Source organism: Pseudomonas sp. 43(2021), from assembly GCF_017490805.1.
In the GTDB taxonomy this organism is placed as follows: domain Bacteria; phylum Pseudomonadota; class Gammaproteobacteria; order Pseudomonadales; family Pseudomonadaceae; genus Aquipseudomonas.
On record NZ_JAFGYJ010000014.1, the window covers coordinates 1 to 21,686 of the forward strand.

17 protein-coding genes and 1 pseudogene are annotated in these 21,686 nt (G+C 63.6%); 6 read left to right on the forward strand and 12 right to left on the reverse strand.

Annotated features, from left to right (window positions below; all coding sequences use genetic code 11):
* Positions 1 to 890 precede the first annotated feature (890 nt).
* Positions 891 to 1,982 (reverse strand): MBL fold metallo-hydrolase, encoded by a 1,092-nt coding sequence (locus J5M71_RS13795; protein WP_207832854.1) that lies wholly within the window; start codon positions 1,980 to 1,982, stop codon positions 891 to 893.
* A 130-nt stretch (positions 1,983 to 2,112) separates the two neighbouring features.
* Between J5M71_RS13795 and J5M71_RS13800 the strand changes: the two are divergent.
* Positions 2,113 to 3,187: pseudogene (locus J5M71_RS13800) on the forward strand (diguanylate cyclase).
* Between the two features lie 51 nt (positions 3,188 to 3,238).
* Positions 3,239 to 5,824: an EAL domain-containing protein gene (locus tag J5M71_RS13805; RefSeq protein WP_207832857.1), complete on the forward strand. Its 2,586-nt coding sequence runs from the start codon at positions 3,239 to 3,241 to the stop codon at positions 5,822 to 5,824.
* 133 nt (positions 5,825 to 5,957) lie between these two features.
* On the opposite strand, the gene J5M71_RS13810 is transcribed toward J5M71_RS13805, so the two are convergent.
* Positions 5,958 to 6,287 carry a DUF2025 family protein gene (locus J5M71_RS13810; protein ID WP_207832858.1) on the reverse strand — a complete coding sequence of 110 codons (330 nt, stop codon included), beginning with the start codon at positions 6,285 to 6,287 and terminating at the stop codon, positions 5,958 to 5,960.
* 122 nt (positions 6,288 to 6,409) lie between these two features.
* Positions 6,410 to 7,318 (reverse strand): LysR family transcriptional regulator, encoded by a 909-nt coding sequence (locus J5M71_RS13815; RefSeq protein WP_207832860.1) that lies wholly within the window; start codon positions 7,316 to 7,318, stop codon positions 6,410 to 6,412.
* A gap of 111 nt (positions 7,319 to 7,429) precedes the next feature.
* On the opposite strand from J5M71_RS13815, the gene J5M71_RS13820 reads away from it, so the two are divergent.
* Positions 7,430 to 8,188, forward strand: a complete 759-nt coding sequence (locus J5M71_RS13820; RefSeq protein ID WP_207832862.1) for an SDR family oxidoreductase — start codon at positions 7,430 to 7,432, stop codon at positions 8,186 to 8,188.
* A gap of 81 nt (positions 8,189 to 8,269) precedes the next feature.
* Here J5M71_RS13820 and J5M71_RS13825 read toward each other — a convergent pair whose 3' ends face one another.
* From J5M71_RS13825 to J5M71_RS13850, 7 genes are all read right to left on the reverse strand, one after another.
* Positions 8,270 to 9,127 carry an HlyD family secretion protein gene (locus tag J5M71_RS13825; protein ID WP_207832864.1) on the reverse strand — a complete coding sequence of 286 codons (858 nt, stop codon included), beginning with the start codon at positions 9,125 to 9,127 and terminating at the stop codon, positions 8,270 to 8,272.
* Between the two features lie 12 nt (positions 9,128 to 9,139).
* The gene (locus tag J5M71_RS13830; RefSeq protein WP_207832866.1) at positions 9,140 to 9,346 is read right to left on the reverse strand and encodes a DUF1656 domain-containing protein; all 207 of its coding nucleotides are present in this window, start codon (positions 9,344 to 9,346) and stop codon (positions 9,140 to 9,142) included.
* On the reverse strand, positions 9,333 to 11,321 hold the full coding sequence (locus J5M71_RS13835; RefSeq protein ID WP_207832868.1) for an FUSC family protein: 1,989 nt from the start codon (positions 11,319 to 11,321) through the stop codon (positions 9,333 to 9,335). Before J5M71_RS13835 ends, J5M71_RS13830 begins: the two co-directional genes overlap by 14 nt.
* A 271-nt stretch (positions 11,322 to 11,592) precedes the next feature.
* The gene (gene ccoM / locus J5M71_RS29560; RefSeq protein ID WP_003254862.1) at positions 11,593 to 11,709 is read right to left on the reverse strand and encodes a cytochrome c oxidase subunit CcoM; all 117 of its coding nucleotides are present in this window, start codon (positions 11,707 to 11,709) and stop codon (positions 11,593 to 11,595) included.
* Positions 11,710 to 11,844: 135 nt separating this feature from the next.
* Positions 11,845 to 12,006: a hypothetical protein gene (locus J5M71_RS13840; RefSeq protein WP_075046112.1), complete on the reverse strand. Its 162-nt coding sequence runs from the start codon at positions 12,004 to 12,006 to the stop codon at positions 11,845 to 11,847.
* 67 nt (positions 12,007 to 12,073) lie between these two features.
* Positions 12,074 to 12,403, reverse strand: a complete 330-nt coding sequence (locus J5M71_RS13845) for an aspartate-semialdehyde dehydrogenase (protein WP_207832870.1) — start codon at positions 12,401 to 12,403, stop codon at positions 12,074 to 12,076.
* Between the two features lie 63 nt (positions 12,404 to 12,466).
* Entirely contained in the window at positions 12,467 to 13,162 is a 696-nt protein-coding gene (locus J5M71_RS13850) for a hypothetical protein (protein ID WP_207832872.1), read from the reverse strand.
* 163 nt (positions 13,163 to 13,325) lie between these two features.
* Here J5M71_RS13850 and rapA point away from each other — a divergent pair, with 163 nt between their 5' ends.
* Both rapA and J5M71_RS13860 read left to right on the forward strand, forming a co-directional pair.
* Positions 13,326 to 16,172, forward strand: coding sequence for an RNA polymerase-associated protein RapA (gene rapA / locus J5M71_RS13855; protein ID WP_207832874.1), 2,847 nt, complete (start codon positions 13,326 to 13,328; stop codon positions 16,170 to 16,172).
* 319 nt (positions 16,173 to 16,491) lie between these two features.
* Complete coding sequence (locus J5M71_RS13860; RefSeq protein WP_207833018.1) at positions 16,492 to 18,756, forward strand: bifunctional diguanylate cyclase/phosphodiesterase; 2,265 nt, start codon at positions 16,492 to 16,494, stop codon at positions 18,754 to 18,756.
* On the opposite strand, the gene J5M71_RS13865 is transcribed toward J5M71_RS13860, so the two are convergent.
* Both J5M71_RS13865 and J5M71_RS13870 read right to left on the reverse strand, forming a co-directional pair.
* Positions 18,656 to 19,543 (reverse strand): NAD(P)-dependent oxidoreductase, encoded by an 888-nt coding sequence (locus J5M71_RS13865; RefSeq protein WP_207832876.1) that lies wholly within the window; start codon positions 19,541 to 19,543, stop codon positions 18,656 to 18,658. The two genes, J5M71_RS13860 and J5M71_RS13865, sit on opposite strands and share 101 nt — an antisense overlap.
* Before the next feature lie 204 nt (positions 19,544 to 19,747).
* Positions 19,748 to 20,059: a DUF2288 domain-containing protein gene (locus J5M71_RS13870; protein ID WP_207832877.1), complete on the reverse strand. Its 312-nt coding sequence runs from the start codon at positions 20,057 to 20,059 to the stop codon at positions 19,748 to 19,750.
* Positions 20,060 to 20,417: 358 nt separating this feature from the next.
* Here J5M71_RS13870 and J5M71_RS13875 point away from each other — a divergent pair, with 358 nt between their 5' ends.
* Positions 20,418 to 21,533 (forward strand): branched-chain amino acid ABC transporter substrate-binding protein, encoded by a 1,116-nt coding sequence (locus J5M71_RS13875; RefSeq protein ID WP_075046119.1) that lies wholly within the window; start codon positions 20,418 to 20,420, stop codon positions 21,531 to 21,533.
* Positions 21,534 to 21,686: the final 153 nt, after the last annotated feature.

Genomic DNA, 21,686 nt, shown 5'->3' on the forward strand with positions numbered 1-21,686 from the left:
CAATCTCAAATGACTATGTGATTTCTCGCATGGTCACTTGTGATGCTGATAATCTTTGTGACTATCAGTCCGTACTCACAAGCACCCACACGAATTGCTTGATTCGATTTGTTAAAGAGCGTTTGGTCAAGAGCTTTTCATCTCAACCGAGGCGCGCATTCTACGCTTTCCTCATTTGCTGTCAAGCGTTTATTTTGAAGTTTTTTGCGAGAAACTCGTTTAGCTTCAAACACTTGACTCGCTGCGATCTCTCGTAGCGGGAGGCGAATAATACAGCGTTTAAAACCGCTGTCAACCTTCATCTCAACCGCCATCGATCATTTGATCGAAGCCCTTTCAGCACCTTCCGAATTGCCTAACTCGTTGAATTTCAAGGAGTTTGTCGTTCCGTTGTCGCTGGAAGTGGGGCGCATTATAAGGGGATTCGAAGGGGCGTCAACCTTTAATTTCAAGAAATTGAAATATAAGAGTGAAAGACCGTATCAAGGCCACCAGGTGCTCGCCACAACACCTTCTGCGCCTGTGAGATCGAGCGCCGCCCGCGCGGCGCTTCGCGGGACAAGCCCGCTCCCACATTTGTTGCAACGTGCCGAACCTGTCAGGCCATGGTTGCCTGCCTTGGTGCATGTCTTAAGACTGGTGAGGCGGCGGCAGCGCCAGCCGAGAAATTGAGTCAGACCAACAAGGCTGACATCCATGGCCTAACAGACATGGCCACGTTGCAACAAATGTGGGAGCGGGCTTGTCCCGCGAAGCGCCGCGCGGGCGGCGCTCGATTTCATAGGCGCAGAAAGCGTCAAGGCGAACACTCGCGAAGCACCGCGCAGGCGGCGCTCGATCTCACAGGCACCAGAAGAACAAAGGCAGGCACCTTTCACAACCGCGGACCCTCAGCGCGTCGCTACCACGCGCTCATACGCCTGCCCCCGCTGACGCACGGGCCGCGGCTGCCACCAGTTCTGCCCGGCGTGCGGAGAGACAAGGCTGACCCGTTCCCCCATCTGCGGCGTGCTCAAGCGCACCTGCGCCTGATTGGCCAGTGCCAGGATGCGTTCGAACGGCTCCTGCCAGCCATGGATGGACAAGTCGAAGGTACCGTTGTGAATCGGCAACAGCCAGCGCCCGCGCAAATCCAGATGGGCCTGCAGGCTCTGCTCCGGTTGCATGTGCACATCGGGCCAGGCGACGTTGTAGGCTCCGGTCTCGATCAGGGTCAGGTCGAATGGCCCGAAGCGCTCGCCAATCTGCTTGAACCCATCGAAGTAGCCGGTATCACCACTGAAGAATACCCGCACATCCTCGTCGACGATCACCCATGACGCCCACAAGGTCCGGTTGCTGTCCAGCAGCCCGCGCCCGGAAAAGTGCTGCGCCGGGGTGGCAACGAAGCGTACGCCCTCGACCTCGCTTTCCTGCCACCAGTCCAGCTGCCGCACCTTCGCCGATGCTACGCCCCAGGTCATCAGCCGGTTGCCTACGCCCAACGGCGCCAGGAACACGCCCGTGCGTGGTGCCAGTTGGCGAATGGCCTGTTCGTCCAGATGGTCGAAGTGATCGTGGGACAATACCACCGCAGCCAACGGCGGCAACTGGTCCAGCGCCAGAGGCGGCGCATGGAAACGCAGCGGACCGGCCCACTGCACCGGCGAGGCGCGCTCGGCGAACACCGGGTCGGTAATGAAGAAACGCCCGCGCAACTTGAGCAATACCGTGGAGTGCCCCAGGCGCCACAGGCTACGATCAGGTGCGTCGAGCACCTGTTGGCGGGTCATGGGCTGGAGGCTCACCGGTGTGGCCGGCCGGGTTTCCGGCGGCTTGCGCAGGAACAGGTACTTGAGCCCGATGCGCAGCTTCTTCAATACGCCATCCTGTGGCAACAACGCCTGGTTGTGAAAACGTCCTTCCCGCTGGGGCGCCGGCTCGCCTGCGGGGTTGGCCAAAGGGACCATCAGCAACACTCCGAGCAACAGGAAAGCCTTCATGTTACCCCACAGTGATCGGATCAACCGTGAATTGGCTTGTAAGGTCATTTGTCGTCGATGAAACACTGTTCAACAATATTCATGCGAGTTATGCGATAAACGGCGCTCCGGCAGAAGAACGATGACCAAGATGGATAAACGCAGCGGCAAAGGCCTTTCATTCGTCAAACGCATCTACCTGCCGCGTGTCATCGGCCTGGGGATCGGCCTGTTCAGCGTCATGGCCGCCATGGCCCCGCTGTCACCGCCTACCTGGGCGTGGCTGCTGGTGCTGTTCAACGGCCTGCTGTGGCCGCATGTGGCCTACCTGTGGGCCTCTCGTTCGGCCGCACCCTACCATGCAGAACAGCGCAACCTGGTGCTCGACTCACTGATGGGTGGGTTCTGGACCGCCGCCATGCACTTCAACCCATTGCCCAGCGTGACCGTGCTGTCGATGATGACCATGAACAACGTTGCCGCCGGCGGCAGACGCATGGTCTTTCGCGGGGTGCTGGCCCAGCTGGCCGGCATGCTCGTCGCCATCCTGCTGCTCGGCCCCGGCCTGCAACTGAACGCCACACCTCTGCAGGTCTATGCCTGCCTGCCGATGCTGACGCTCTACCCGCTGGCGCTGGGCTGGGTCTGCTACCAGCTGGCGATCAAGCTCGCCGACCACAAGCGCCGCCTGAGCGCCCTGAGCCTCACCGACAGCCTGACCGGCTTGCTCAACCATGGCGCCTGGAAAGACCTGCTGCTGCTGAAGTTCCAGGCCTGCCAGCAGCAACAAGGGCACGCGGTGATTGCCCTGATCGACATCGACCACTTCAAGACCATCAACGACACCTTCGGCCACGTGGTCGGCGACTGCGTGTTGCGCCAGCTCAGCGCCGAGCTGCGGCGCAACCTGCGCGAAGGCGACCAGGCCGGGCGCTACGGCGGTGACGAATTTTGCGTGATCCTGCCGGACACCAGCGAGGCCCAGGCCTGCCAGGCCATGGAGCGCCTGCGCGAGCGGGTCGCCAGCTACCGCAACCCGCAGTTGCCACACCTGCGCATCAGCCTGAGCATCGGCCTGTCGGCATTCGAGGCCGACCTGGCGTCACCCGAGCACTGGCTCGAACAGGCGGACAAGGCGCTATACACCGCCAAGCATGCTGGCCGCGACCAGGTCAATTTTTGCCCACAGCGACGCCGCGGCGCTCAGGCTGGCCTATCCTGATTGAACCTCCTTCCTGACTACCTGGCGGGAGGCTGCCTGAAGGAGCCGCTCGCGCATGGCCAGGACCGCCAACCCTCCACCCGCTAGCCCTACACCGCGTTTCCAGGTGCGTCGCCTCATTGCCGGCTTCAGCGCAGTTTTCGGCCTGGTCTGTCTGGTCATCCTCGGCGCCCTGTTCAATATCGCGGGCACTCTTGACCACCAGGAGCGCCAGCGCAGTGCCTTGCAGGCGACCAAGGCGCTGGAACAAAGGCTGCTCGCCTCGCGCCAGTTCCTGTCCAGCTACGCCGTTTGGGATGCGGCCTTCGAGCACCTGGCAGGCCAGGCCGACTGGAAATGGGCCTACGAAGAAAAGAACGTGGGCGAGTCGCTGTACAGCGCCAGCGGCTATGAAGGGGTGTTCGTAGTGGAGGACGCACGCACCACCTATGCCTTGTTCAAAGGCCAGCCTACCCAGGCAGCGGCCAATACCTATATCAATGCGGCGCTTCAGCCAATCATCGACCAGGCCCGGGCGGCGGCCGTCCCACGTGAACAGATTACCCGTTTCGTCCTGTTCAACGGTTGGCCGGCCGTGCTCAGTGCCGCGGCGGTGCGCCCTGACCGGGATGTCACCGATAGCGAGGTGAGCCAGGCGCCGGTGATGCTGTTCGTCGACCAGCTCACCGAGGAAAAGCTGGCACAGCTGAGCAGCGCTGCCGGCCTGACCGGCATGCACGTGGAAAACAATGATGTGGGTGAGCACGACCACTTGCGCATCGACCTCGGCGATACCGGCTACCACCTGTCCTGGAGCAGCCCGCTGCCTGGGCACCAGTTGTTGCGGGCAGTGTTGCCGCCACTGGCTGGTGCCTTGCTGATACTCGGCCTGATCATGCTGTACCTGTTTCGTCATGCCTTGCGCAGTTCGCGGGCGATCGACCTCACGCTCGCCCATCTGCAGCAGAGCAACCAGGCCCTGGAGGCCAGCGAGCAGCGTTTTCGCGCAGTGGCCGAGTCGGCCTCCGACTGGATCTGGGAAACCGACCGGCACCAACGCCTGACCTACCTGTCGCAACGCTTTGTCAACGTCACCGGCTACCCGGTGGACGACTGGCTCGGTCAACCGCTCAATCAGTTACTGGCCTGCGATACCACGCCGCTCTCGCCGTGGCTGGATGCCCTGGCCGCGGCCGACCCGCAACAACTGGCCAACCTGCGCTGCACCTACCGCGACCAGAATGGCCAGAACCGCTACTGCCGGATTTCGGCCCGCGCCATCTGGTACGACGGCAAGCCCGTCGGTTATCGCGGCACCGCCAGCGACATCACCGACGAGGTCGACGCCCATGCCCGCATCCAGCACCTTTCGCTGCACGACCCGCTGACCGGGCTGGCCAACCGCAACAAACTCGCCCGGCATCTCGAGCAGGCACTATTGCGCGGCAGCGATTCGCCGCCACTGACCTTGCTGCTGCTGGACCTGGACAACTTCAAGCCGATCAACGACTCCCTCGGCCATGCCGCCGGTGACGCCGTGCTGCAGGAGGTAGCAACGCGCCTGCGCGACAGTACCCGCGATGGCGACATGGTCGCGCGCCTGGGCGGCGACGAGTTCCTCCTGGTGCTCAGCGGCATGGACAACCGCAGTGAGATCGACCGCTTCTGTGCGCGCCTGATCAGCCTGCTGCAGCAACCGATCGTCTTCGATAGCCAGCCCCTGCACGTTGGCGCCAGCATCGGGGTCGCCCAGACCCGCACCCAGGGCTTCGATGCCGGCGAGCTGATCCGCTGCGCCGACATCGCCCTGTACCAGGCCAAGGCCGACGGCAAGAACACCTGGCGCTATTTCGCTGCCGAAATGAACCAGCAGATCCAGTACCGCCGCCAGCTGGAGAACGACATGCGGCGGGCCCTGCGCAATCAGGAGTTCGAGCTGTATTACCAGCCGCGCTACCGCCTCAGCGACCTGCGCATCGTCGCGGTCGAGGCCTTGCTGCGCTGGCAGCATCCGCAGGAGGGGTTGCTTGGGCCGGACACCTTCATCCCGTTGGCCGAGCAGAGCGACATCATTGTCGCACTGGGCCGCTGGGTGTTGCGTGAAGCCTGCCGCACCGCCCACGACTGGCCTGCCGACATGCTGGTTTCGGTGAACCTGTCACCTGCGCAATTCCTGCGCAGCGATGTAGTGGCTGATGTACGCGAGATCCTGCTGGAAACCGCCTTCCCAGCCCAGCGTCTGGAGCTGGAAATTACCGAAAACGTGATGCTCAACGATATTGAAGGTGCGCTGGGTACCATGCTGTCGCTCAAGGAGCTGGGCGTACGCCTGAACATGGACGACTTCGGCACCGGCTACTCGTCACTGGGCTACCTGCGCACCTACCCGTTCGACAGCATCAAGATCGACAAACGCTTCATCGGCGGACTGAACAACACCGGTGGCAGCGACCGCGCCGTGGTCCAGGCCATCATCAACCTGGGCGAAGCAATGGGGCTTACGGTGACGGCCGAAGGGGTGGAGAGCGAGCAGCAGCTCAGGGCGCTGGCGAAGGACCGTTGCCACGAAGTGCAGGGCTATTACATGAGCCGACCGCTGGACAGTGCCGGGCTCGAGGCGTTGTTGCAGCAGGCAGCCCAGCGCTCGGCACCCTACCCGTAGCGTAGTTTGAAGGCTTGCGCAGGCCCTGTGGGAGCGGGCGCGTCGAGGCGTCGAACCGCCGCGAACACCGGCGAAGCCGGTGCCATCCACCGAGTTGCATTCTTCGCGGGCACGCCCGCTCCCACAGGGATTTTCAGCACAGCTGCCGCAAGCTGCGCTCAGCCACGATTTCCGGCAGGTCGCGCCGGCGCAGGTAGGTGCGTAGCGGTTCACCGATGTTCAAACGGTCATCCACATGCTGCTCCAGCAACAGCGCCAGCCGTTCACGGCACAGGGCCATGCGCTGCCCTTGCTCGGGCCGCCAGACAAACTCGCTGCAGGGCGAAATGCTGGCGTCGGCCACGTCCATGCCGAACGAATCTTCGGAAAAACGCACGATATGCACACCGCGCTTGCCATGAAAACCGACAAAGCCCTTGAGCTGGTCGGCAGCGTTGCAGATGTCCTGGGAAGTGATGGCCATGACGTAACCTCGCAATGAAATCGGAAGATACGCACGCCAGGCGGGGGGGGTTGCCTCTACCGGGCAACTCGTGACTGGCAGCCTAACGCAAGCCGTCGCACAGGTGCCACGCTTTTCATCGATCAGCGGCCACCGTCAACCTGCGAATGCAGCACCTCGCCCAGCCACTGCATGAAGGCCTGCACCCGGCGTGGCACGTGCCGTTGCCGGGCATACAGCAGTGACACGGGCATGGCCGGGGCCTGCCAGCCTTCCAGTACCGAAACCAGCTCGCCGCGCTGCAGGTGCTCGGCCACGCCCACCGCCGGCACCTGGATCAGCCCCAGCCCGGCCAGGCAGGCCGCCGAGTAGGCCTCGGCATTGTTGACCGTGACCACACCGGCCATGGCCTGGAAGCGCAGTTCACCGCCCTGCAGGTATTCGAAACCGGCACTGCGCCCCCCCAGGGTGCGCACGTAATGCACCAGGTGGTGCTCGGCCAGGTCCTGCAGCGTGCGCGGCACGCCATGGCGGGCCAGGTAGCCAGGGCTGGCACAGTTGCGCATGCTCAGTTGCCCGACCGGGCGCGCCACCACGTCCAGGTCATGCAGGGCACCAATGCGCATCACACAATCGAAGCCTTCACGCAGCAGGTCGACCTGGCGGTCGGTGCAACTGAGCTCCACCTCCAGGCGCGGGAAGCGCTGCAGAAACTGCGGCAGCGCCGGGATGATGACCCGGCGGGCCATCATGGTCGGCAAGTCGACCCGCAGGCGCCCGGCCAGCTCGGCATCGTCGGCGCAGAACAGGCTCTCGATCTCGTCCATGCCCGACAGCAGGTCCTTGCTGCGCTCGTACAGCAAGGCGCCATCCTGGGTTGCCTGCACCCGGCGGGTGGTGCGGTTGAACAGCTGTGTACCCAGCAAACGCTCCAGCGCCCTGACCTGCTCCGACACGGTCGAACGGGGCAGCCCCAGGCTCTCGGCAGCCAGGGTGAAACTGCTGACCTCGCTCACCCGCACAAAGGTGCGCAACAACTCCAGCTTGTTCACTTGAACCTCGTCTATCCGGTTTTACCGAACAGTATTTCCATATTTTCTGGATTTATCAGCACAACACCGACCAATAACCTGTGCTCATCAGCCCACCATGAGGTTTTCACCATGACCCGCAAGATTGCCCTGATCACTGGCGCCAGCCGCGGCCTGGGCCGCAACACTGCCGAACACCTGGCCGCACGCGGCATCGATGTCATCGGCACTTACCACAGCAAGGCCGAGGAAGCCCAGGCCGTGGCCGCGCGGCTGGAGCAGGCGGGGGTCAAGGCCGCCATGCTGCAACTGGACATCAGCGACAGCACCAGCTTTGCCGGCTTCGCCGAACGCCTGGGGGCAACCTTGCAGCAACACTTCGGTCGCGAGCGTTTCGACTTTCTGGTGAACAATGCCGGGATCGGCTTGAACGTGCCATACACCGAAACCAGCGAAGCGCAGTTCGACCAGTTGCTGAACATCCAGCTGAAAGGACCGTTCTTCCTCACCCAGCGCCTGCTGCCGCTGCTGGTCGACAATGGCCGCATCGTCAACATTTCCACTGGCCTGGCGCGCTTTGCGCTGCCGGGGTATGCCGCCTATGCCGCGATGAAGGGGGCGATGGAGGTGCTGACCCGCTACCAGGCCAAGGAACTGGGGGCGCGTGGTATTCGCGTGAACATTCTGGCGCCGGGGGCGATCGAGACGGACTTTGGCGGCGGCGTGGTGCGGGACAACCGCCAGGTGAATGAATACATTGCCGGCAACACGGCGCTGGGGCGCGTGGGCTTGCCGGATGATATCGGGGCAGCGATTGCGCTGTTGCTGGAAGATGGCAATGGCTGGATCAACGGGCAACGGCTGGAGGTTTCGGGCGGGATGTTCCTCTGAAATCGAGAATCTGGGGCCGCTTTGCGGCCCATCGCATGAGCCTGGCTTGCCGGCGATCGGGCCACGGAGTGGCCCCCTGCCTCATTGCTCAAGCACCTGCACACTGGCGGTCATCCCCGCACTCAGGGTCACTCCCTCCGGCACCTGGTCCAGGCGAATCCTCACCGGTATGCGCTGCGCCAGACGCACCCAGTTGAAGGTTGGCTCAACCTCCGGCAGCAACTGGCTGTCCGGGTTGCTGTTGCGGTCGGTGATACCGCGGCTGATGCTCTCAACATGCCCTTGCATCGGCTCGCCCGCGCCCATCAGCCAGACTTTCACCGCATCCCCCACGCGAATGCGCGGCAGCTTGGTTTCCTCGAAATAGGCCTGGATATAGAAGGTTGAATCGTCCACCAAGGCCATCACCGACTCCCCGGTGTTCACATAGTTGCCCTCGGCCAGGCGCAGGTTGGTGATATGCCCGCTGCGCGGTGCCCGCACTTCACTGCGCGCCAGGTTGATCCTGGCAACCTGCAACTGCGCCTGGGCCTCGTGCAGCTCACCGCGGGCTATGGCCGCATTGATCTGTGCATTTTCCCGCAATTCGGCACTGATCGCCTCCGGCCCCAGGGCGGTACGCCGGGCCGCTTCACGCTCGCGCAGGTGCAGTTGCTGGGTGCGGGTCTCGGTCACGGCGCTGGCCTGTTCGAAGGCCGCCTGGAAGCGCTCGCGATCGATGCTCATCAGCAGGTCGCCGGCCTTGACCTGCTGGTTGTCACGGGCCTTCAGCTCGCGCACCCAGCCAGACACATCGGGGGCGATCACCACCACATCGGCGCGCACACGGGCATCGCGGGTCCAGGGGGTGAGCATGTAGTACTGCCACAGCTGATAGCCGGCGAACACGGCAAGGGCCACCACACACAAGGTGATCAGGGTACGTACGGCCGCACGCATCGAAACACTCCTTCATAAGGTTCCCAACAGTCGCACCACCAGGAACAACACACAAACGAACAGCGCCGCGTCGAACAGCGCCTCATGCCAGATCCAGCGCCCCAACGGCGTGGCCTGCACCAGCAGACGCAGCAACCCGGTGAGCACCAGCGCCAGCAACACATAAACCAGAAAGGGACTGAACAGCACGCCGCCCACTTCCCACTCACGCAACCCCATGGGCTTCCTCCTGCCAGCGGCACCACTTGCCCCAGCTTTTCTGCAATTGCAGCACCGCCCCTTCGGCCAACCGCAGCGGATCGCTTGAGGGTAGCCGGCGCAAGGCGCCAATGAACTGTTCGCTGGCAGCATCCAGGCGCTGACCACGCCCGGGCGCCGGCCCCTTGGCCAGCACTGCCTCTACCTGCTGCAGGTACTCGCGCTCGGCCCGCCCCAACGGGGCCTGGGCAACCGCCAGGCACATGCGCAGGTGCACCAGTTCATCGCCGATATCCAGGCCGTGCAGGCCATCGTCCCAGCGCTGGCGCTCGCTCTCGGGTAGCTCGCCGGCATGCCGCGCCAGTTGCATCAGGCGGTCGGCCATGCGCCCGCCAAACCAGCTGTCGGCCCCGCGCAGGTCGCGCCGGGTCAGGCGCACCAGGTCGCTCTGGGTCGCCGCGCGCAGGCGCCGGCCCAGCCAGGCCGGGTGGCGAAACACCAACAAACGGAAGGCCATCACCGCCGCCGACACTCCCACCAGCATGGCCAAGGCACTGTTGAGCATGCTGGCCACGCCGAACTGCATGGCGTTGAGCGGCGACACCAGCACGATGAAGTGCAGGCAATAGGAGGTGGCCGTGGCCCCGGTCCGTGGGTGAGCCATGCCCAGTGCCCCAAAAAACAGCGGCACGCCCATGCCCAGGCAGAGCATGGCAAAGCTGCTCCATTGCGGCAGCAGTATCTGCCCGACCAGAAACGCCGCGGGTATCGCCAGGCAGATCCCGCGCAAAAAGCTCAGGCCGATCTGCGCACCGTTCTCGCGGCTGGCGAACAGGCTGCAGACCACGCAGGTCAGCACCAGGCCCCCCGGTGCCGAAGGCCAGGCGGTGGCCAGCCAGAAGCCGCTCATTACCAGAAAGGCCAGCGCACTGCGTGAGCCGAACAGCAAGGCCAGCGACCAGTCGCGGTGCGCGGCCAGGCCCTGGGACACATCCTTGGGCGCCCTGCCCGCTTCCACATCCTCCAGCGCCTGGCTGGCGGCCATGGCGTAATCCAGCAGCAGTGCCATGCGCGCCAGGCAGAAGTGCTCCGCCGGGCTGATCTGTTCATCGTGGGCGGCATCCCAGATGCGCTGGCGCAACAGCAACAGGCTGGGCTGGTCGGGCTTGCCCAGCAGGGCCCGCACCTCCTCCAGCCAGGGCGCCAGGCGTTCGGCTTCGCGCTCATCAAGTTGCCGCCATTGCCGGCGCACCGAGCGGGAGATGCGCAGCAGCACCATCAGTTTCTGGCTCAGGCCACGAATGGCGCGGGCACGCTGGCGCCCGCGGGTGCCTTCGAACCAGGCGTGTTCGCGCTGGCTGTCGATGGCAACGATACGCCCCAGGCTCTCCAGCAAGCCTTTGCGCGCCTCGTCTTCGCCGCCCAACATGGCACTGGCGGCCTGCAGGCCGTTCTGCCAGGCCTGGCGGGCCTGCCCACCCAGTTGCTGCTCTACCCGCATGGGCCAGAGCAAGGCACTGCTGGCGGTGGCACAGAAGATACCCAGGCAGATCTCGGTACAGCGCGCCACAGCCTGGTCGAACACCTGCAAAGGGTGGTTGATAGCCGGCAGGGCGATGATCGCCGCGGTGTAGCCAGCCAGCACGAAGGCATAGGCCCAGGCGCTGCGCAGCTGGGTGGAGGCGGCGGTACACAGGGCCAGCCACAGGGCCAAGGTAAGCAGGAACAGCCATGGGGTCTGGGCGAACAGGCCGATGAACAGCACCGACGCAAACGTACCGACCAGGGTGCCGGCCAGCCGCGCCAAGCCCTTCTGCACCACCATGCCCGACAGTGGCTGGGCGACGATGAAAGCGGTCATCAGTGCCCAGGACGGTTGCTCCAGGCCCCAGCGCATCGCCAGCCACAACGCCAGGCCACCACCGAGCAGGGTCTTGATGGCGAACTTGAGGGCGAGGCTGCTGGGGGCGAACAGGGCCTGGAGGGTGATGGGCACGAGGCGGACCTTGCGGGGATGTTCTTGTAGAAAAGATAGACAATGATGGGAAGGATAAAGCAGAGACGATTAATTAGCTAGCTAATCATCTTTATGATCGACAGGTCCTCCTGTGCGGACCTCTTCGCGGCCCCCCCCCCCCTGCTCCCGCAAGCGATCGCGCGAAATCCGAACCCTGTGGGGGTCGCTACAGGCAACACAAGAATTGCAGGCAAAAAAATGGGCGACCGAAGTCGCCCTAAATGCCTTGCGTGCTCGTGTACCCGGAAGGTCAGCGCGGCTTGCGCTTGTTCGAGTCCTTCCAGATGAAAATGCCCAGACCGGCAAAGAAGGCGACCATCAACCCGACCGTTACCACTCCGGCGATAACCACGTTGTCGAAGAACATGCTGGCCTCCCCATTCGTTTGCCGTTGTCCGATGGGTGCAAGTTAACCAATGTGGGGGCGGGAAAAATTGATCGGTGTCAATGGTGCCCGGGGCCGGGCACGCGAGGCGGGTGCAGGGTTGACCTGCGTCAAATTTCAGCGCTTCTTCGGCTTGCCCTTGGGCTTCTTTTTCTTGGCGGTGTTCAACGGCAGGGCCTGCTCGAACGCATTGCGCATTTCGTTCAGGCGCTTTTCCTTGAGGTCATGGACGCGCTTGGCGCGTTCAGCATCGAAATCGATGAGGTTGTCTTGGCTCATGGGTGGGCTCGACGATCAACTGAGACTTGCATGATGAAGCCAGGCGCAGGCGCTGACCAGCCCCGCGTCAGACTTCGATGTCTACCAGCAGCCCCTGGCGGACATGCTCGCCCATCAACGGTGCCACCGGCACGGTGTTGTCGGCGTTGACCTCGTCACCCGGCATCGCCGTGTAACGTTCGTCGTCGCCCTTCTGCCGGCGTTGCTGCTGGCGGCGCTGCTCATCGCGCAGCAGCAACGTCTGCTCCTGCGGGTCACGCTGGTGCTTGAGGTCGATGGCACTTTCACCGGATGCAGGCTGCGTCGGCACCACCGGCTTGATGTCGGGGGTCGGTTTGACCGGGTCCTGTTGCGAAGTCACCGGGGCGGCACTGAGCGGAATGATCGGCGGCAGCATGGACGTTCTCCTATGCCCCCTGTATCGGCAGGCGCGGGTTTACCTTGATGGTACGCACGACACTTATTCGGCTTCTTCGTCAGGGTCGTCGTCGCTTGGCGGGCTGGCTTCGCTCCAGGGCCGCTTGTACACCTGCTGCCAGACCGCGTCCATGTGCTCGCGCAGCACCTGCGGCGCGCCTTTGAGCGAGGCACTGTCCTCGCGCTCACCACCGATCGGCTCTTCACCTGCCGGGGTAATCAGCGACTGGCCGGTGATGCTGTAGCTGGCCTGCCCTTCGCGCATCTCGATGACGATGTCGTGCGGGTCGATACCGCCGCCGCAGAAGGCGTGGCTGGCAACCGTCACCTCGGCGACCCCATCCTTGTTCAGGTCGCCGACATCGCTGACGTCGTTATAGAAGTCCACATCCAGGTCCAGGCCCGGGCAGGTGGTTTCCTGCTCGATCTGCCAGCGCGCCTTGAACGCGTCGCTTTCGGCGGTGCGCCCGTACAGCGTGGCCTTGAGTACCACCTTGTCCACTTCCTGCTCGCTTTCCGGGTCGCTGGCCTGGCCATCGCTGCGGCTCAATACCAGCAAGCCTTCACCATCGCGGTCACGAAAGTGCACGCTCTTGATCGGCGTCTGCACGCCCAGTACCTCAAGCTGCTCCATCGGGATGGCGGGCAAGGTCTCGAAGTTTTTCTGCTCGCAGGCGGCCAGCAGCAACAGGCTGCCCACGGCCATCGAAGTGCTGATCCAGCGGTGCTTGGCAGACATGTTGATCCGGGGCCCTCGTCGGCAGCACGGTGGGGGGCGATGAAGCGGCTAGACTGTTGCACTAGCTTTCGCACTTCGGCACCTTTCGATGCGCTCGGCACTTTGGTCTGACCGGCCGATCCGTTAACATAATCGGCTTTTTCATCGCGGGAGTTGAGGCAGTATGGCGCAGCAGTATCAACCGGGGCAACGCTGGATCAGCGACAGCGAAGCCGAGCTCGGCCTGGGTACCATCCTGGCGCAGGATGGCCGCCTGTTGACCGTGCTCTACCCGGCCACTGGCGACACCCGCCAGTATTCCCTGCGCAATGCGCCGCTGACCCGCGTGCGCTTCTCGCCAGGTGACCAGATCACCCACTTCGAAGGCTGGAAGCTGACCGTGCGCGAGGTCGAGGACATCGACGGGCTGATGGTCTACCACGGCCTGGACGGGCAAAACCAGCCGCGCACCCTGCCAGAAACCCAGCTGTCGAACTTCATCCAGTTCCGCCTGGCCAGCGACCGCCTGTTCGCCGGGCAGATCGACCCGCTGTCGTGGTTCAGCCTGCGCTACAACACCCTGCAGCACAACAGCAAGCAGATGCAGTCGGCGCTGTGGGGCCTGGGCGGCTGCCGTGCCCAACCCATCGCCCACCAACTGCACATCGCCCGCGAAGTCGCCGACCGCAGCGCGCCGCGCGTTTTGCTGGCCGACGAAGTGGGCCTGGGTAAAACCATCGAGGCCGGCCTGGTGATCCACCGCCAACTGCTGTCTGGCCGCGCCAGCCGCGTACTGATCCTGGTGCCGGAAAACCTCCAGCACCAGTGGCTGGTGGAAATGCGCCGCCGCTTCAACCTGCAGGTGGCCCTGTTCGACGCCGAACGCTTCATCGAAAGCGACGCCAGCAACCCGTTCGAGGATGCCCAGCTGGCGCTGGTGGCCCTGGAGTGGCTGGTCGACGACGAAAAGGCCCAGGACGCGCTGTTCGCCGCCGGCTGGGACCTGATGGTGGTGGACGAAGCCCACCACCTGGTCTGGCACGAAGACCAGGTCAGCGCCGAATACGGCCTGGTCGAACAGCTGGCCCAGGTGATCCCGGGCGTGCTGCTGCTCACGGCCACCCCCGAACAGCTCGGCCAGGACAGCCACTTCGCCCGCCTGCGCCTGCTCGATCCCAACCGTTTCCACGACCTTGCCGCCTTCCGCGCCGAAAGCGAACACTATCGCCCGGTGGCCGAAGCCGTACAGGAACTGCTCGACGAAGGCCGCCTGTCGCCCAAGGCCCACGCCACCATCCAGGGCTTCCTGGGTGCCGAAGGCGAAGCCCTGCTGGCCGCGGTCAACGACGGCGATACCCAGGCCAGCGCGCGCCTGATCCGTGAACTGCTCGACCGCCACGGCACCGGCCGCGTGCTGTTCCGTAACACCCGCGCGGCGATCCAGGGCTTCCCTGAGCGCCAGCTGCACCCTTACCCACTGGCCATGCCCGAGCAGTACCGCGACCTGCCAGCAGGCGAACATGCCGAGTTGTACCCGGAAGTTGCCTTCCAGGCCCAGGGCGAGGTGGCCGAGGACGAGCGCTGGTGGCGTTTCGACCCGCGCGTCGACTGGCTGATCGACACCCTGAAGATGCTCAAGCGCACCAAGGTGCTGGTGATCTGCGCCCATGCCGAAACCGCGATGGACCTGGAAGATGCCCTGCGCGTGCGCTCCGGCATCCCGGCCTCGGTATTCCATGAAGGCATGAGCATCCTTGAGCGCGACCGCGCCGCCGCCTACTTCGCCGACGAAGAGTTCGGTGCGCAGGTGCTGATCTGTTCCGAGATCGGCAGCGAAGGCCGCAACTTCCAGTTTGCCCACCATCTGGTGATGTTCGACCTGCCGGCGCACCCGGACCTGCTCGAACAGCGCATCGGCCGCCTCGACCGTATCGGCCAGAAGCACACCATCCAGCTGCATATCCCGTACCTGCAGGACAGCCCGCAAGAACGCCTGTTCCAGTGGTACCACGAAGGCCTCAACGCCTTCCTCAATACCTGCCCTACCGGCAACGCCCTGCAGCACCAGTTCGGCCCGCGCCTGCTGCCGCTGCTCGAAGGTGGCGAAAGCAAGACCTGGGAAGCCCTGGTGGCCGACGCCCGCAGCGAGCGCGAACGCCTGGAAGCCGAACTGCATACTGGCCGTGACCGCCTGCTGGAGCTCAACTCCGGCGGTGCCGGCGAAGGCCAGGCGTTGGTCGAGGACATTCTCGAACAGGACGACCAGTTCGCCCTGCCGATCTACATGGAAACCCTGTTCGACGCCTTCGGCATCGACAGCGAAGACCATTCCGAGAACGCCCTGATCCTCAAACCAAGCGAGAAGATGCTCGACGCCAGCTTCCCGCTGGGCGACGACGAAGGCGTGACCATCACCTACGACCGTGGCCAGGCGCTGTCGCGCGAGGACATGCAGTTCCTCACCTGGGAACACCCGATGGTGCAAGGCGGCATGGACCTGGTGCTGTCCGGCTCGATGGGCAACACCGCCGTGGCGCTGATCAAGAACAAGGCGCTCAAACCCGGCACCGTGCTGCTTGAACTGCTGTTCGTCAGCGAGGTGGTGGCACCGCGTAGCCTGCAGCTGGGCCGTTACCTGCCACCGGCGGCACTGCGCTGCCTGCTCGATGCCAACGGCAACGACCTGGCGTCCCGCGTGGCCTTCGAAACCCTCAACGACCAGCTGGAAAGCGTGCCGCGCGCCAGCGCCAACAAGTTCGTCCAGGCCCAGCGTGACGTGCTGGCCCAGCGCATTGGCAGTGGCGAGGCCAAGGTCATGCCGGCCCACGTCGAGCGCGTGGCCGAAGCCCAGCGCCGCCTGACAGCGGAAGCCGACGAAGAACTGGCCCGTCTGGTCGCGCTGCAAGCGGTCAACCCGAGCGTGCGCGACAGCGAGATCGAAGCGTTGCGCAAGCAGCGCGAAGAGGGCCTGGCGATGCTGGACAAGGCCGCACTGCGCCTGGAAGCCATTCGCGTGCTGGTGGCTGGCTAATACAGTTCAGAAACCGCCGCCTTTGTGGAAGCGGCCTTGTGTCGCGAAAGGGCCGCAACGCGGCCCCAGAATTGAAGCGCAATAGTTGAAATTGTCGGGGCTGCTTTGCAGCCCTTTCGCGACACAAGGCCGCTCCCACAGGGGGCCAATTTTCAGAACCCACGTACATATTCCAGGCTGCGATCAGGTTCATAACCAAATCGTAGAAATCAATGTGCTATTAGTCAGGAAGGCTTAAACACCTCTTCCTATACTGCCTCTGGACAGTCTGCACAGGGTTGTAGCGCAGACGAGTGAAAACTCGATCATGAGGCATTCCATGGAATGGCTGGGGCTGCAACTGTTCGCCGACCTGCCGGCAACCGGGCGCATCGTCATCGATTGCCGACATGACCCGTTCCTGGTTCTGCTCGCCTACTTCGTCGCCTGTGCGGCCTGCTTCGCCACACTGGACATGGCCGAGCGCCAATCCCACAGCGAAGACCCCACCGCCCACCGACAATGGAACATGCTCGGTGCCTGCTGCCTGGCCGGTGGTATCTGGGCCATGCACTTCATCAGCATGCTGGCCTTCCAGGCACCAGTGGAAGTGCACTACGACGCGTCCCTGACCATCCTTTCGCTGCTCATCGCCCTGGCCGTCGCCTGGCTGGCCATGCACAGCCTCGACCGCAGGCATATGCGCGCACACCATTACCTGCCAAGTGCAGTGCTGATCGGCCTGGGGATCATTCTGATGCACTACGTCGGCATGGCCGCCCTGGAAACCGGCGCCCGCCAGTACTACCAGACCGGCCTGCTGCTGGCCTCTGCCGCCATTGCCATGCTCACCAGCCTGGCGGCGCTTTGCCTGGCCCGCTACTTCCGTCATGGCAGCGGTACCCTTCACCAGGCCATGAAATACGGCGCCAGCCTGCTGATGGCCGGCGGCATCGTCGCCACCCACTTCACCGCGATGTCCGCCATGACCCTGGTCATCCCGGCCGACACCGCCCTGCGCCTGCCCTCTGGCGACAACAGCCTGCAACTGGGGCTGGGCATCGGCTTCATCACCCTGCTGATCAGTGGTGCCAGCATCAGTAGCGCGCTGGCCGACAAGAAGCTGCAAAGCAAGGAGCACGACCTGCGCCGGGTCAGCGTGCTGCTCAGCCAGCTGGACCAGGCCCGAGCGTCGCTGCAGCAGGCCGCGCACTACGATGCCCTGACCAACCTGGTCAACCGCCGCGGTTTCAACCAGGTGTTCGCCGAACGCCTGGCCGAACACCAGGCCACAGAGAGCCGCCTGGCGGTAATGTTTCTCGACATCGACCATTTCAAACGCATCAACGACAGCCTCGGCCACGACGCCGGTGACGAACTGCTCAAAGTGATCGCCAGCCACATCAAGGCCGCCACCCGCAACCACGACCTGGTCGCGCGCTTTGGTGGCGACGAGTTCTGCGTGGTCACCAGCCTCAACAGCCGCGACGAAGCCCGCCACCTGGCCCAGCGCATCATGCAAAGGATGAAAGAGCCCATCGACCTGGGTGGCCGACGCATGGTCATGACCACCAGCATCGGCATCAGCGTCTTCCCCGACGACGGCACCACCGCCGAAGAGCTGCTAAAGCATGCCGACCTCGCCCTGTACCAGTCCAAGGGCGGCGGACGCAACAGCCTGAACTTCTTCAACGACAGCCTGAAGACCCGGGCCTCGATTGCCTTGCAACTGGAAGAAGAACTGCGCCTGGCCCTGCTCGAGGAGCATGGGCTGTGTGTGCACTACCAGCCAATCTTCGACCTGCGCAGCAGGCAAGTGGCCAAACTGGAAGCCCTGGTGCGCTGGCAACACCCGCAACACGGCCTGCTCGGGCCCGAGCGTTTTGTCGCGATCGCCGAAGCCAATGGCCTGATCATCGACCTCGACCTGTGGGTGCTGCGCCACGCCTGCGCCGACCTGGCCTACCTGCAGCGGCACGGCTATGGCAGCCTCAAGGTCACGGTCAATTGTTCGGCCGTCACCCTCAGCCACGACGAACTGCCCAATGAAGTGGAGAAGGCACTGTTCCACGCCGGGCTCGCGCCCTGGCAGCTCGAACTGGAAGTGACCGAGAACGCCCTGATGGGTGACATCCAGCGCACGGTCAACCTGCTCAAGCGCGTGCGCGCTCTGGGCGTGGCACTGTCAATCGATGACTTCGGCACCGGCTACTCGTCACTGGCCTACCTCAAGCGCCTGCCGCTCGACGTGCTGAAGATCGACCGCAGCTTCCTGCAGGATGTACCGGGTAGCCAGAAGGACCGCGAGATCGTCCAGGCGATCATCGTCATGGCGCATACCCTGCATTTACAGGTGATCAGCGAGGGCGTGGAGACTACCAAACAGCTGGCGTTCCTCGAAGCTCACGGCTGCGACTACCTGCAAGGCTACCTGCTGGGCCGCCCGGAGCCGCTGGCCGAACTGCGGCCGCTGCTGGAGCGGCTGCAGCACCAGAGCGGTGTGTTCAACCCTTGCTGCGGTACAGTTCAACCAGGGTCGCCGGATCTTTTTGCAGGTACCCCTGGCTTGCGTGCAGGCGCATCAATTGCGCAGCGAGGCCACTGAGCGGCGTCGCCGAGCCTTGCTCGCGGGACAACTTGACCGCGCCATCGAGATCCTTGAGCAGCGTGCGCACGTGCCACTTGATCGGTTCGAAGCGGCTCTCGGCCATTTGCGGCGCGAGGATCTGCAACGGCCTGGAGTCGGCAAAGCCGCCAGCCAGCGCTTCGGCGATCAGCGTCGCATCGACACCGGACTGTTCAGCCAAGGCCACCACTTCGGCGATCACCAAGGCATTGCAGGCCACGATCATCTGGTTGCAGGCCTTGGTCACCTGGCCCGCGCCTACCGCCCCCATGTGCGTCACACGCTGGCCAAGTACCTGCAGCACCGGGCGGGCGCGCTGCAGGTCGGCCGCCTCGCCACCGACCATGATCGCCAGGGTGCCGGCTTCGGCCCCGGGTGTACCACCGGACACTGGCGCATCCAGCCAGGCCATGCCGCACAGTGCCGCCAGCTCGGCAGCCATTTCACGGGTGGCGGTGGGTTCGAGACTGGAAAAATCGATCAGCAACTGGCCGCTGCGGCCGCCCTGGGCAATGCCTTGCTCGCCGAACACCACCTCGCGCACCACGGCCGTGTCGGCCAGGCACAGCAGCAGCATGTCGCTGTCGCGGCACAGTTCGGCAGGGCTGCTGGCCAGTCGCGCGCCGGCGGCGACCAGCGCAGCGCACTTGTCCGGGCTGCGGTTCCACACGGTCAGCGGGTAGCCCGCTGCCAGCAGGCGCCGGCACATGGGCAGGCCCATCAGGCCGATGCCGGCAAATCCAAGCGAAGGTAGTGCAGTGCTCATCGATTACTCCTGACTGGTTCGAACATTTTCCAGGCAGACCACAAGGCCGCTCCCACAGGGTTTCGCGTCGCCTGGAAGACGGTGGGGCATTACGCATCCCGTAAACTGTTACCGCCACGCCGAATTGTTACTTCCCTCTACCCACCTTGAGCGCCATCAAGCACCAAAATGGGCCTGTTGCGCATTTTCGCGCACCAAAAACGATCATGCCTCTGCGGTGCGCTTCACCTGGATCACGATAAACGGCGAAACCACCACCGCCCAGATCTCTGGATCGCGGCTTTGCAGATCCTGGGCCTGCTCGGCAGTCACCGGCCCAACGGTGCCATCACTACGCCACTTGGCGAAGATCTCGCTGCGATTCTCGGCCATCGCCTCGGCAACGGCGATCAGGTCGAGGGTTGGGTCGACCCAAATCAGGTCACCCTTGGCCCAGAAACGCTCCAGCGCTTTCCACTCGATGATTGCCGTCTCGCCAAGCAATTTGGCATAGAGGGTGCTTGTTTGATCACTCATGGGTGGTATCCACAAAAATCGGCCAATGAAAAGGCCGGCATTTTTGCAGAAAAACCCGGTTTCAAATATGTAATTTGGTCGAATCATCCCGAAGTTGCGGGATGGAGTCGCAGATGCAGGCAGTTTGATGGCGCCTTTCTGTACTTTTGTGTCGACCAAGCGACAACCCAGGAAGCAGGCACTTTTCGACCGCTTTTCAAGCGCTCGAACAGCGCTCTACACTGCACCGGTACAGTTCCGGGACATGTTCCGGGGGACGGTGGGCTTGCGCGTTGGCATGGCCACGCCGCAAATCCCGCCCGGTCTGTAGCCCTGGCCGCCAGGACTATAAGAATTACAACAGAATGAGTGGAGCACTATGATCAAGATTTCCAAGCTGTTCGCCGCAATGGTTCTGGCCGGGGTAGCCAGCCATTCGTTTGCCGCCGATACCATCAAGATCGGGATCGCGGGCCCCAAGACCGGCCCTGTGACCCAATACGGCGACATGCAGTTCATCGGCGCCAAGCAAGCCATCAAGGATATCAACGCCGCGGGCGGCGTAGATGGCAAGATGCTCGAAGCCAAGGAATACGACGACGCCTGCGACCCTAAACAGGCCGTAGCAGTCGCCAACAAAGTGGTCAACGACGGCGTCAAGTTCGTCATCGGCCACCTGTGCTCCAGCTCCACCCAGCCTGCGTCCGACATCTACGAAGACGAAGGCGTGATCATGATCACCCCGGCTGCCACCTCCCCGGAAATCACCGCCCGTGGCTACAAGCTGATCTTCCGTACCATCGGCCTGGACAGCGCCCAGGGCCCGGCCGCCGGCAACTACATCGCCGACCACGTCAAGCCGAAGGTGGTCGCCGTCCTGCACGACAAGCAGCAGTACGGTGAAGGCATCGCCACCGCGGTCAAGCAGACCCTGGAAGGCAAAGGCACCAAGGTTGCCGTGTTCGAAGGCCTGAACGCCGGTGACAAGGACTTCTCCTCGATCATCCAGAAGCTCAAGCAGAACAACGTCGACTTCGTCTACTACGGCGGCTACCACCCAGAACTGGGTCTGATCCTGCGCCAGGCTCAGGAAAAAGGCCTGAAAGCCAAGTTCATGGGCCCGGAAGGCGTGGGCAACGACTCCATCTCGCAGATCGCCCAGAACGCCTCCGAAGGCCTGCTGGTAACCCTGCCAAAGTCGTTCGACGCCGACCCTGCGAACAAGAAGATCGTCGACGCCATCAAGGCTGACGGCAAGGACCCAAGCGGCCCGTTCGTGTTCCCGGCCTACTCGGCTGTCGAGCTGATCGCCCAGGGCATCAAGGCAGCCAAGTCCGAAGACGCCGAGAAGGTGGCCGAGGCCATCCACGCCGGCACCTTCAAGACTCCGACGGGCGAACTGTCCTACGACGCCAAAGGCGACCTGAAAGACTTCAAGTTCGTGGTCTACGAATGGCACTTCGGCAAGCCGAAGACCGAAGTCTCCCCTCAGTAACTGCGTGACTAATAGCTGACCTAGGAGCCCACTGTGCGAGCAGTGGGCTTTGTTTTACGAGGTTCATGGGCCTGATCCCCGCGATCCGGGGGCCGGCTCACCTGAAAATCTTAAAACCGTCACCCGCGGTTTCCTGGCCTACCCCCGCCAGCG